General features: G+C 67.9%; 9 protein-coding genes. 8 read left to right on the top strand and 1 reads right to left on the bottom strand.

Annotated elements, in window-relative coordinates; genetic code table 11:
• The first annotated feature begins 119 nt into the window (after positions 1–119).
• Entirely contained in the window at positions 120–992 is an 873-nt protein-coding gene (locus OHA88_RS33290; RefSeq protein ID WP_328628220.1) for a DUF4184 family protein, read from the top strand.
• A 60-nt stretch (positions 993–1,052) separates the two neighbouring features.
• Here the strand turns inward: OHA88_RS33290 and polA are convergent, their stop codons facing one another.
• The gene (gene polA / locus OHA88_RS33285) at positions 1,053–3,761 is read right to left on the bottom strand and encodes a DNA polymerase I (RefSeq protein ID WP_328628219.1); all 2,709 of its coding nucleotides are present in this window, start codon (positions 3,759–3,761) and stop codon (positions 1,053–1,055) included.
• 156 nt (positions 3,762–3,917) lie between these two features.
• On the opposite strand from polA, the gene OHA88_RS33280 reads away from it, so the two are divergent.
• From OHA88_RS33280 to OHA88_RS33250, 7 genes are all read left to right on the top strand, one after another.
• Positions 3,918–6,245 carry an FdhF/YdeP family oxidoreductase gene (locus OHA88_RS33280; protein WP_328628218.1) on the top strand — a complete coding sequence of 776 codons (2,328 nt, stop codon included), beginning with the start codon at positions 3,918–3,920 and terminating at the stop codon, positions 6,243–6,245.
• 81 nt (positions 6,246–6,326) lie between these two features.
• Positions 6,327–6,797, top strand: coding sequence for a PaaI family thioesterase (locus OHA88_RS33275; RefSeq protein WP_326603079.1), 471 nt, complete (start codon positions 6,327–6,329; stop codon positions 6,795–6,797).
• Positions 6,798–7,418: 621 nt separating this feature from the next.
• Entirely contained in the window at positions 7,419–8,642 is a 1,224-nt protein-coding gene (locus tag OHA88_RS33270) for a branched-chain amino acid ABC transporter substrate-binding protein (RefSeq protein WP_267005715.1), read from the top strand.
• A gap of 107 nt (positions 8,643–8,749) precedes the next feature.
• Positions 8,750–9,682, top strand: coding sequence for a branched-chain amino acid ABC transporter permease (locus OHA88_RS33265; protein WP_267005714.1), 933 nt, complete (start codon positions 8,750–8,752; stop codon positions 9,680–9,682).
• A 5-nt stretch (positions 9,683–9,687) separates the two neighbouring features.
• Entirely contained in the window at positions 9,688–11,472 is a 1,785-nt protein-coding gene (locus tag OHA88_RS33260; protein WP_328628217.1) for a branched-chain amino acid ABC transporter permease, read from the top strand.
• Between the two features lie 8 nt (positions 11,473–11,480).
• On the top strand, positions 11,481–12,374 hold the full coding sequence (locus tag OHA88_RS33255) for an ABC transporter ATP-binding protein (protein WP_267008132.1): 894 nt from the start codon (positions 11,481–11,483) through the stop codon (positions 12,372–12,374).
• The gene (locus OHA88_RS33250; RefSeq protein ID WP_267005712.1) at positions 12,371–13,087 is read left to right on the top strand and encodes an ABC transporter ATP-binding protein; all 717 of its coding nucleotides are present in this window, start codon (positions 12,371–12,373) and stop codon (positions 13,085–13,087) included. The genes OHA88_RS33255 and OHA88_RS33250 overlap by 4 nt, the downstream gene beginning before the upstream one ends.
• Positions 13,088–13,108 lie beyond the last annotated feature (21 nt).

Here is a 13,108-nt window from a genome sequence, read left to right as displayed (position 1 = left end):
CCCGAACACAGTGGCCTGACCGATTTTTATTGGTATTTCACGTTCCGGACTGCAAGTTGAACGGTGGGTGTCGGGTGACCGTCGGATCCGCACCACAGTGCTCGCGCATACTTGCGGCCATGCCGTTCACCCTCAGCCATGCCGCTGCCGTGCTGCCGGTCGTCCGACGCAACGGCACCGCGCGCGGGCCGCTGTTCGCTTCGGCGCTCGTCGCGGGTTCGTTCGCCCCCGACATGACGTACTACGCGGATACGGCGATCCCGGGCGCAATGGAGTTCGGGCAGGTCACCCATGCCGTGTGGGGCGTGTTCACGGTGGATGTCCTGATCGCCGCGGCCGTGGTGGCGCTGTGGCTGCTGCTGCGCGAACCGCTGGTGGCGCTGCTGCCGGGACCCTGGCAGGGGCGCGTGCACACCTTCGTGCGCGGAGAGCGGCAGGGCCCATGGGGGGTGCGGGACGGTGCGTGGTTCGTCGTGTCGGCGGTCATCGGGGCGGGCACACACGTGGTGTGGGACGCGTTCACCCATCACGACCGGTGGGGCACCCGGTTGGTGCCGGTCCTCAACGAGAACGTCGGCGGCTTTCCGGTGTTCCAGTGCGTGCAGTACGGCAGTTCGGCGGTGGCACTGACCGTGCTCGCCTGGTTCACCGCGTCCGGGCTGCGACGCACCGGGGCGCGGCCCGTCCCACCGTCCGTACCGGTCCTCGACCGCCGGGCACGGTGGTGCGCGGGCGCCCTGCTGAGCGTCTGCGTCCTGCTCGGCATCGTCCACCGGTGCGCCCGCTGGTACGCCTACTTCGGGCACATCGACACACCGCTGGACATCATCCCGACCGCCTGCTTCGGTGCCGGGGCAGGCCTTGCGGTCGGCCTGGTGCTGTACGGAGCGTGGATACGGCTCCGAACCCGGTCCGGGGACGAGCCACCCACCGCCACCGCACCACCCGGCCACCGGACAGACCTGATGACAAGCCCGCCGGACAGCCCCTGAGGGTGTCCGGCCGGTCCGGCCGGACACCCCTGCGCCCGTGCGGGCGCCGTCACGGCCGCGTCAGTGCGCCGCGGACTCCCAGTCCGCGCCGACACCGACCGAGACGTCCAGCGGGGCACGCAGCTGCACCGCCGTCGACATCTCGTGGCGCAGAATCTCCTCGACCTGCTTGCGCTCGCCCTTGGCGATCTCCAGCACGATTTCGTCGTGGACCTGCAGCAGCATCCGCGACGTCAGCTTCGCGTCGGTCAGCGCCCGGTCGACATGGAGCATGGCGACCTTGACGATGTCCGCCGCCGTGCCCTGGATAGGTGCGTTGAGCGCCATCCGCTCGGCCGTCTCGCGGCGCTGCCGGTTGTCGCTGTTCAGGTCCGGGAGATAGCGGCGACGCCCGAACACCGTCTCCGTGTAGCCGGTGGCCCGGGCCTCCTCCACCACCCGGTGCAGATAGTCACGGACACCGCCGAACCGCTCGAAGTACGTGTCCATCAGGCCGCGCGCCTCGCCCGCCTCGATGTTCAGCTGCTGCGAGAGACCGAACGCGGAGAGCCCGTACGCCAGTCCGTAACTCATCGCCTTGATCTTGCGGCGCATCTCAGGGTCGACGGCGGACTTGTCGACGCCGAAGACCTGCGACGCGACCGTGGTGTGCAGGTCCTCGCCGGACGTGAACGCCTCGATCAGGCCCGCGTCCTCCGACAGGTGGGCCATCACCCGCAGTTCGATCTGGCTGTAGTCGGCCGTCATCAGCGTCTCGAACCCGTCGCCGACGACGAAGCCGCGCCGGATCGCCCGGCCCTCGTCGGTGCGGACCGGGATGTTCTGCAGATTGGGATCGGTCGACGAGAGCCGGCCGGTCGCCGCCACCGTCTGGTTGAACGTGGTGTGGATACGGCCGTCCGCCGCGATCGTCTTGACCAGGCCCTCGACCGTCACCCGCAGCTTCGCCTGCTCGCGGTGGCGCAGCATGATGACCGGCAGCTCGTGCTCCGTCTGCGCGGCCAGCCACGCCAGCGCGTCCGCGTCCGTCGTGAAACCGGTCTTCGTCTTCTTCGTCCTGGGCAGGCCCAGCTCACCGAAGAGGACCTCCTGGAGCTGCTTGGGCGAGCCCAGGTTGAACTCGCGGCCCACCGCCGCGTGCGCCTCCTTCACCGCCTGCTGCACAGCACCGGCGAACTGCTGCTCCATCGATTCGAGGTGCTCCCGGTCGGCCGCGATGCCGTGCCGCTCCAGACGGGCCAGCAGCGCGGACGTCGGCAGCTCCATGTCGTGGAGCAGCTCGGCCGCACCGACCTCCTTCAGCCGGGCGGTGAACGCCTCCCCGAGGTCCAGGACCGCACGGGCCTGCGCCATCAGCGCATCGGCCTCAGCCTGGTCGTCCGCACCGAACGCCAGCTGCCCGTCCGCCGCCGCGGGGGCCAGCTCCCGGCCCAGGTACTCCACCGCCAACGCGTCCAGCGCGAACGAACGGCGGCCGGGCTTGACGAGATAGGCGGCCAGCGCCGTGTCCATCGTGACGCCCTCGACCTGCCAGCCGTGCTCGGGGAACACCCGCATCACGCTCTTCGCGTTGTGCATGACCTTCGGCCGCCCGGCGTCCGCGATCCACGCAGCGAACGCCCGCTCGTCCGTCTCGTCGAGCTGCGCCGGATCGAACCACGCCGCCGCCCCGCCGGCCGCGGCCAGCGCGATCTCCATAACACTGCCGGTGCCCAGCGCCCACGTGTCGACCGTGGCAACACCCAGCGGCTGCCCGCCGTGCTCGGCCAGCCACGGCGCGAGTTCGCCCGCAGCCAGCACCGCGCCGTCCAGCTCGATGCCCGCGGCAGGCGCCGGAGCCTCGTCCTGCGCAGCCCCTGGGTCCACGGCGAGCAGCCGCTCGCGCAGGCTCGGGTTACGGATCTCCAGCACATCCAGCACACCCGTGACCGCCGAGCGGTCGTACGGCGCGCGCTCCAGGTCCTGCGGAGTCTTCGGCAGCTCCACGTCACGGACCATCTCGGTCAGCCGCCGGTTCAGCTTCACGGACTCCAGGTGGTCCCGGAAGTTCTGCCCGGCCTTGCCCTTGACCTCGTCCGCACGCGCGACGAGGTCGTCGAACGAACCGAACTGGTTGATCCACTTCGCCGCCGTCTTCTCCCCGACGCCCGGAATACCCGGCAGGTTGTCCGACGGGTCGCCGCGCAGCGCCGCGAAGTCCGGGTACTGCTGCGGCGTCAGCCCGTACTTCTCCTCGACCTTCTCCGGAGTGAACCGCGTCAGCTCCGAGACGCCCTTCGTCGGGTACAGCACCGTGACGTTGTCCGTGATCAGCTGGAACGAATCCCGGTCACCGGTGACGATCAGCACCTCGAACCCGGCCGCTTCCGCCTGCGTCGCCAGCGTGGCGATCACATCGTCCGCCTCGAAGCCATCGACCGCGAAACGATCGGCGTGCATCGCGTCCAGTAGCTCGCCGATCAGCTCGACCTGCCCCTTGAACTCGTCCGGCGTCTTCGAACGATTCGCCTTGTACTCGGGGAACTCCTGCGACCGCCACGTCCTGCGCGAAACGTCGAACGCCACCGCGAAATGCGTAGGCGCCTCATCACGCAACGTGTTCGCCAGCATCGACGCGAAGCCGTACACCGCGTTCGTCGGCTGCCCCGCCCCCGTCGTGAAATTCTCCGCAGGCAGCGCAAAGAACGCCCGGTACGCCAGGGAGTGCCCGTCCATCAGGAGCAGGCGCGGTCGGTTGTCTGCCGTCTTCTTCGATGCCGTCTCAGCCACGCCCCCGATCCTGCCACGGACCACTGACAATCCGGACCGCAGACCACTCGCCCGGCACACGCCCCGCGCCGCGTGACACGATCGCAGACAGGAACAACCACAGGAACGCACGCAGCGACACCGCGCAGGTTCGCAGCTGGCTCAAAGGGGAGCACAATGGCCACCAAGCCGCCCACCGGTGACCCGGTCCAGGACGCACCGCACGTCGAACCGGCCCAGCACTCGGCCGCCGGAATTCCCGCCGTCGCCCACAGCCTGCGCATCGCCCACCAGCAGATGGGCATCCGCCGCACCGCCCGGACCCTCCTCAAGGTCAACCAGAAGGACGGCTTCGACTGCCCCGGCTGCGCCTGGCCCGAGGGCGACAAACGGCACACCGCCGAATTCTGCGAGAACGGCGCCAAGGCCGTCGCCGAAGAAGCCACCCTGCGCCGCGTCACCCCGGACTTCTTCGCCGCCCACCCCATCGCCGACCTCGCCGGCCGCAGCGGGTACTGGCTCGGCCAGCAGGGCCGCATCACCCAGCCGATGTACCTTCCCGAAGGCGCCGACCGGTACGAAGCGGTGACCTGGGAACACGCCTTCGACATCATCGCCGAGGAGCTGCGCGCCCTCGACTCCCCCGACGAAGCGCTCTTCTACACCTCCGGCCGCACCAGCAACGAGGCCGCGTTCCTGCTCCAGCTGTTCGCCCGCGAATTCGGCACCAACAACCTGCCGGACTGCTCCAACATGTGCCACGAGTCCTCCGGCTCCGCACTCATGGAAACCATCGGCGTCGGCAAGGGCAGCGTCTCCCTCGAAGACCTCCACCACGCCGACCTGATCATCGTCGCCGGCCAGAACCCCGGCACCAACCACCCCCGGATGCTCTCCGCCCTGGAGAAGGCCAAAGCCGCAGGTGCCAGGATCATCTCGGTGAACCCGCTGCCCGAAGCCGGACTGGAACGGTTCAAGAACCCCCAGACACCCCACGGCATGATCAAGGGCACCGCACTCAACGACCTGTTCCTGCAGATCCGCATCGGCGGCGACCAGGCCCTCTTCCGGCTCCTCAACAAAATGGTCCTGGAGACGGAAGGCGCCGTCGACGACGCATTCGTGGCCGAACACACCCACGGATACGAAGAGTTCGCGGCCGCCGCCCGCGCCGCCGACTGGGACGAGACCCTCACCGCCACCGGCCTCGACCGCGCCACCATCGAGCAGGCCCTCACCATGATCCTCGCCTCGAAGCGCACCATCGTGTGCTGGGCCATGGGCCTCACCCAGCACAAGCACTCCGTGGCCACCATCCGCGAAGTCGTCAACTTCCTTCTGCTGCGCGGCAACATCGGCCGTCCCGGCGCCGGAGTCTGCCCCGTCCGCGGCCACTCCAACGTCCAGGGCGACCGCACCATGGGCATCTTCGAACGCCCCTCACCCGAGTTCCTCGACGCCCTCGACAAGGAATTCGGCATCACCTCACCGCGCCACCACGGCTACGACGTCGTCCGCTCCATCCAGGCCCTGCGCGACGGCGACGCAAAGATCTTCTTCGCCATGGGCGGCAACTTCGTCGCGGCGACCCCCGACACCCACGTCACCGAAGCCGCCATGCGCCGCGCCCGCCTCACCGTCCACGTCTCCACGAAGCTCAACCGCTCGCACGCCGTCACCGGCCGCCGCGCCCTGATCCTGCCCACCCTCGGCCGCACCGACAAGGACATCCAGGCAAGCGGCAAGCAGTTCGTCACCGTCGAGGACTCCATGAGCATGGTCCACGCCTCACGCGGCAACCTCACCCCCGCAAGCCCCCACCTGCTCTCCGAACCCGCCATCGTCGCCCGCCTCGCCCGCGCCGTCCTCGGCCCCGAATCCACCACCGACTGGGAAGAGTTCGAGAAGGACTACGCGACGATCCGCGACCGCATCTCCCGCGTCGTCCCCGGCTTCGAGAACTTCAACACCCGCGTCGCCCGCCCCGGAGGCTTCACCCTCCCGCACCCACCGCGCGACTCCCGCCGCTTCCCCACCGCCACCGGCAAGGCCAACTTCACCGCGGCCCCCGTCGAACACCCCGAACTCCCCGAAGGCCGGCTGCTGCTGCAGACCCTGCGCTCCCACGACCAGTACAACACCACGATCTACGGCCTCGACGACCGCTACCGCGGGATCAAGGGCGGCCGCCGCGTCGTCATGGTCAACCCCGACGACGCCCGCACCCTCGGCCTCGCCGACGGCGCATACACCGACCTCGTCAGCGAATGGAAGGACGGCACCGAACGCCGGGCACCCGGCTTCCGCATCGTCCACTACCCCACCGCCCGAGGCTGCGCCGCCGCCTACTACCCCGAGACCAATGTGCTGGTCCCCCTCGACTCCACCGCCGACACCAGCAACACCCCCGCCAGCAAGTCCGTCGTCATCCGCTTCGAGAACATCCAGAGCCGAAACGTCCAGGAACAGGACATACAGGAAGAATCCGCATCCATATCCCGCTAAGCGTTCGCTCAGTCGTCTGATAAGAACGATGCACACAGCAATAAAGCTATGAACCACCGCAGACGATCGGAGCCGGACCCCATGGGCGAGCACACCGCACCCAAGTTCCCCCAGGAGATCATCGACGAGTACGCCGCACTCGGCGTCGACCTGCCCGCCCTCTTCTCCGCCGGCCACCTCGGCGAACGCATGGGCGTCCAGATCGTCGAAGCCTCCGCGGACCGCGTCGTCGGCACCATGCCCGTCGAAGGCAACACCCAGCCCTACGGACTCCTGCACGGCGGCGCCTCCGCCGTCCTCGCCGAGACCCTCGGCTCCGTCGGCAGCATGCTCCACGGCGGCGCCACCAAGCTCGCCGTCGGTGTCGACCTGAACTGCACCCATCACCGAGGGGCACGGAGCGGACTCGTCACCGGCGTCGCCACCCCCGTACACCGCGGCCGCTCCACCGCCACGTACGAGATCGTCATCACGGACGAACAGGACAAGCGCGTCTGCACCGCACGCCTCACCTGCATGCTCCGCGACGCCCCCAAGCCCGCAGCCGCCTGACCCACCGGCACCGCACCACCCCTCTGCCCGGCCCGGATCACAAACCAGGCCGGGCAGAGCCATATCCACCCACAACCACCCGTGCAGGAAGGGGCGTTGGGCAACTTCCACCCCCAACACTCTTGACCGCGCAACCCGTTGTATGACCCACTCAACAGCCACACGCACCCCACGGACACCACGGGGCGTGGACCACACCGCCCCCCGGCGTAACACTGCGTAACAAGCGCGCAATACCCGGGCACCGCCGGGCGGCACACAGGACCCGGCCCGCGGCCGCCGGGCACTTCGTCGCGCCCTCACCGCCCCCCGCGACGCGACAGCACCAAGATCGCTTCAAGCGCCTTAGCAGAGCTGCGCGTTCTCAGCATGCGGTCACTTCACCGTCCGGTAAAAAGCCGTACATGTCCGCACAGCCACCTCAAGCCTTCCTCAACGTCATAACAAGACAGTCACATCCTCCGCCGACCCATCCCCGACCCCGCCACCTGCGCCTAGAGTCACGGCCAGTCACCGCGCCGCCGGGCGCGACTGAGATCGCGGCGCTTCCACGCACCAGCACGGCCCGGCGAGTGCAACGGCACCTCAGCAGAGGGGGCCGCGCCTGGGAAAGGATTCACCGTGCGACACCGTTCCTTGCTCATTCTCACCGCTGTGATGACCACCGGTGCTCTTACCTTGACCGCTTGCGGTTCGCGCGACGACAACAAGGGCAGCGACAAGAACACCACCGTGATCATCGGCGTGGACGCCCCGCTCACGGGCTCGCTCTCCGCCCTCGGCCAGGGCATCAAGAACTCCGTGGACCTCGCCGCCAAGACGGCGAACAAGAACAAAGAAGTCCCCGGCGTCACCTTCAAGATCCAGGAGCTGGACGACCAGGCCGTACCGGCCACCGGCCACCAGAACGCCGTGAAGCTCGTCGCCAACAAGGACGTCCTCGGCGTCGTCGGCCCGCTGAACTCCGGCGTATCGCAGTCCATGCAGAGCGACTTCGCCAAGGCTCACCTCACCCAGGTCTCGCCGGCCAACACCAACCCGGCGCTCAGCCAGGGCGACAACTGGGGCACCGGCGACCTCAAGCGCCCCTTCGACACCTACTTCCGTACGGCCACCACGGACGTCATCCAGGGCCGCTTCGCCGCGCAGTACTACTACAACGACGCGAAGAAGCGGAAGGTCTACGTCGTCGACGACAAGCAGACCTACGGCGCCGGCCTCGCGGCCATCTTCTCCAAGGAGTTCGAGCGCCTGGGCGGCAAGGTCGTCGGCACCGACCACGTCACGGTGAAGGAGACCGACTTCTCCAGCACCGCCGACAAGGTCAAGAACTCCGGCGCCGACTCCGTCTACTTCGGCGGCCAGTACCCCGAGGGCGGCCTCCTCTCCGACCAGATCAAGAAGGCCGGAGCAAAGATCCCCGCCATGGGTGGCGACGGCATCTACGACCCCGCCTTCATCTCGGCATCCGGCGTCGCCAACGACGGTGACCTCGCCACCTCGGTCGGCTACCCGGTGGAGCAGCTCGACACCGCCAAGAAGTTCATCGCCGACTACTCCGCAGGCGGCTACAAGGACCCCTACGCGGCCTACGGCGGCTACTCCTACGACGCCGCCTGGTCCATCATCCAGGCCGTCAAGGCCGTCGTCGCCGACAACGACGGCAAGCTGCCCGACGACGCCCGCGCCAAGATCACCGCGGCCATGGCCAAGGTCTCCTTCGACGGCGTGACCGGCAAGGTCGCCTTCGACCAGTACGGCGACACCACCAACAAGCAGCTCACCGTGTACGAGGTCAAGGGCGGCGAGTGGGTGTCCGTGAAGAGCGAGACCTTCAAGGACTGACCACCGCAGCACCCGGCATGACCCGCACTACTTGAACCAGACCGCGCGAGGGCGCAAACAGCGCCCTCGCGCGGTGTCATATCCGACACGCTCATCGGAGGCCTGCGGTGCACGAACTGCCGCAAACGCTGGCCAACGGCCTGACCCTCGGTGCCCTCTATGGCCTTATCGCCATCGGCTACACCATGGTGTACGGGATCGTCCAGCTCATCAACTTCGCCCACGGCGAGATCTTCATGATCGGGGGCTTCGGCGCCCTCACCATCTACCTCTGGCTTCCCAGCGGAACAGCCCTGTGGATGGCCATCCCGCTCATGCTCATCGGCGGCGTCATAGCCTCGGTGGCCATCGCCACCGCCGCCGAAAGATTCGCCTACCGGCCGCTGCGCACCGCGCCCCGCCTGGCCCCGCTGATCACCGCAATCGGTCTCTCCATCGCACTGCAGCAGATCGTCTGGGGCTTCTACCCCGACGCCAAGAAGGCCCGCAGCTTCCCCGAATTCACCGGCGAAGCCTTCAAGATCACCGACAACCTGCAGATCCAGCGCGCAGACCTCTTCCTCCTCGTCGCCGCACCCCTGTGCATGCTGGCCCTCGGCGTCTTCGTCGCCAAGAGCCGCTCCGGCCGCGCCATGCAGGCCACCGCGCAGGACCCCGACACCGCCCAACTCATGGGCATCAACACCAACCGCATCATCGTGATGGCCTTCGCCATCGGCGCCGCCTTCGCCGCAGTCGCAGCGGTCTCCTCCGGCCTCAAGTACGGCCAGATCAACTACGAGATGGGCTTCATCGCCGGCCTCAAGGCCTTCACCGCAGCCGTCCTCGGCGGCATCGGCAACATCTACGGCGCCATGCTCGGCGGCGTCGTACTCGGCCTCGCCGAAGCCCTCTCCATCCAGTACATCCAGGACATCCCCGGGATGGACAAGCTCGGCGGCGGAGCCTGGGCCAACGTCTGGGCGTTCGTCCTGCTCATCGTCGTCCTCCTGGTCAGGCCACAAGGCCTGCTCGGCGAACGTGTCGCGGACAGGGCGTGATACCCATGACAAACACTCACGAGACCACCCCCGTCATCCCGCTCCCCGAGACCGGCGCACGACTCGCCACCACCGTCGGAGCCATCGCCACCCTCGCGAGCACCTTCCTCGCCTGGACCTGGACCGACGAATTCCCCGGCGACCTCACCGTCACCGGCTACCCCGGCGGCCTCCAGGTCATCACCCTCGTCGGCGCCGCCCTCACCCTGCTGTTCGCCCTCGCAGGCCACGGCGTACGCGGCCTCGGCTGGCTCAACCCCGCAGGCAGCAACAACGCCCTGCTGCTCATCGCACTCGGCACCTTCGGCACCACCTGGTACACCGTCATCGCCATCGCGCAGGAACTCGGCGGCATCGCCAACCTGGAACCCGGCGGATTCGTCGCCGCGGCAGCCTCCCTCATCACCCTGCTCGCCGCACTCGGACTGCCGCTCCACCGCGACACCGACCCCGCCAGCAGCGGCCTCAAGAAGGCGCTCGCCGCGGTCTTCGGCATCAGCGGCACCAAGCTCGCCCGGCCCAAGGCACTCCCCTCCTGGGCCCAAATCCTCGTCATCGCCGCCGCATTCGCCATCGGCCTGTTCGTCGCCTCCTACGGACTCCAGGCCGAAAGCGAACAATTCGTCGGCTTCCTGATCCTCGCCGCCTTCGGCGTCGCCACGCTCTCCCGCTCCGGACTGAGCGCCCGCCTCAAGGCACTCACCACCGAACACCGCAAGGTCACCGTCATCGCCGCCTTCGCGGCAGCCGCGGCCTTCCCGTTCACCCAGAACACCGACGAGTTCACCCTCCTCGCCGTCAGCATCCTGATCTTCGCGACCGTCGCCCTCGGCCTCAACGTCGTCGTCGGCCTCGCCGGACTGCTCGACCTCGGATACGTCGCCTTCCTCGGCGTAGGCGCCTACACCGCCGCCCTCGTCTCCGGATCGACCGCCTCAACCTTCGGCGTCCACCTCCCGTTCTGGGCCGCCGCCCTCACCGGCGCCGCCGCATCGCTGATCTTCGGCGTCCTCATCGGCGCCCCCACCCTGCGACTGCGCGGCGACTACCTCGCCATCGTCACCCTCGGCTTCGGAGAGATCTTCCGAATCACCATGGGCAACCTCGACGGCACCTCCGGCCCCAGCGTCACCAACGGCCCCAACGGCGTCCCCAACATCCCCGACCTCAAATTCTTCGGATACGACTTCGGGGCAGAACACACCATCGGCGGCTTCACCCTCGGCTCCTACGCCAACTACTTCTGGCTGATGCTGCTCTGCACGGCACTCGTCGTCACAATCTTCGCCCGCGCAGGCAGCTCCCGCATCGGCCGCGCCTGGGTCGCCATCCGCGAAGACGAAACAGCCGCCACCGCCATGGGCATCAACGGCTTCCGCGTCAAACTCATCGCCTTCGCACTCGGCGCCACCCTCGCCGGCCTCGCCGGCACCGTACAAGCCCACGTACAGCACACCGTCGTCCCCGAGATGTACGTCTTCGCCGGACCCGTACCGCCCAGCTCCGCGTTCCTCCTCGCCGCCGTCATCCTCGGCGGCATGGGAACCATCACCGGACCCCTGCTCGGCGCCACACTGCTGTACGTCATCCCGACCAAGCTGCAGTTCCTCAACGACTACCAGCTGCTCTTCTTCGGCCTCGCGCTCATCCTCCTGATGCGCTTCCGCCCCGAAGGAGTCGTCGCCGACAAGCGACAGCAACTCGAATACCACGAGAACGACCCCATCGACGTACCAGAACCACGGCAGTCCGAAGAAACCGGCGCCGGCATCGCCAAGGCGGGGGCGTGACAGCCGAAATGACCACCGACACCATCACCGAAGGCACCCCCAAGACCGGCACCCCCGTCCTTGAGGCCACCGGAGTCACCATGCGATTCGGCGGACTCACCGCCGTACGCAACGTCGACCTCACCGTCAACGCAGGCGAAATCGTCGGCCTCATCGGCCCCAACGGCGCCGGCAAGACCACCTTCTTCAACTGCCTCACCGGGCTGTACGTCCCCACCGAAGGCACCGTCAGCTACAAGGGCTCCGTACTCCCGCCCAAACCACACCTGGTCACCAAAGCCGGCGTCGCACGCACCTTCCAGAACATCCGGCTCTTCGCCAACATGACCGTCCTGGAAAACGTCCTCGTCGGCCGCCACACCCGCACCAAGGAAGGCCTCTGGTCGGCCCTCCTGCGCGGCCCCGGCTTCAAAAAAGCCGAAGCCGCATCCCACGCCCGCGCCATGGAACTCCTCGAGTTCATCGGCCTCCAGGACAAGGCCGACCACCTCGCGCGCAACCTCCCCTACGGAGACCAGCGCAAGCTGGAAATCGCCCGCGCCCTCGCCAGCGACCCCGGACTCCTCCTCCTCGACGAGCCCACCGCCGGCATGAACCCCCAAGAAACCCGCGTCACCGAAGAACTCATCTTCGCCATCCGGGACCAAGGCATCGCCGTCCTCGTCATCGAGCACGACATGCGCTTCATCTTCAACCTGTGCGACCGCGTCGCCTGCCTCGTCCAAGGCGAAAAGCTCGTCGAGGGAACCTCGGAAGTCGTCCAGGGCGACGACCGCGTCATCGCCGCCTACCTCGGCACCCCCTTCGAAGGCGCCCCCGGCGCCGAAGAAGTCGCCGAAGTCGAGGCCGCCGAAGCCTCCGGAGCACAGAGCAACACCAGCACGGAAGGAAACGCCCAGTGACCGCACTGCTCGAGGTCGAAGACCTCAAGGTCGCCTACGGCAAGATCGAAGCCGTCAAAGGCATCTCCTTCACCGTCGAAGCCGGCCAGGTCGTCACCCTCATCGGCACCAACGGCGCGGGCAAAACCACCACCCTGCGCACCCTCTCCGGCCTCCTCAAGCCCATCGGCGGCCAGATCCGCTTCGAGGGCAAACCACTCACCAACATCCCCGCCCACAAGATCGTCTCCCTGGGCCTCGCCCACTCCCCCGAGGGACGCCACATCTTCCCCCGGCTGACGATCGCCGAAAACCTCAAACTCGGAGCATTCCTGCGCTCCGACAAGGCAGGCATCGAAAAGGACATTCAGCGCGCCTACGACCTCTTCCCCATCCTCGGGGAGCGCAGGAAGCAGGCCGCAGGCACCCTCTCCGGCGGCGAGCAGCAGATGCTCGCCATGGGACGCGCACTCATGTCCCAGCCCAAACTGCTCATGCTCGACGAACCCTCCATGGGTCTCTCGCCGATCATGATGCAGAAGATCATGGAGACCATCGTCGAACTCAAGGCGGCGGGCACCACGATCCTGCTCGTCGAGCAGAACGCCCAGGCCGCACTCTCCCTCGCGGACCAGGGCCACGTCATGGAGGTCGGCAACATCGTCCTCTCCGGCACCGGCGCGGACCTCCTCCACGACGAGTCCGTCCGCAAGGCGTACCTCGGCGAGGACTGACCCACCCCTTCACACGGAAGA

This window comes from Streptomyces sp. NBC_00353, from assembly GCF_036108815.1.
GTDB lineage: Bacteria > Actinomycetota > Actinomycetes > Streptomycetales > Streptomycetaceae > Streptomyces.
The sequence above is the reverse complement of the archived record's forward strand: the minus strand, read 5'-3'. Positions and strand labels throughout refer to the sequence as shown.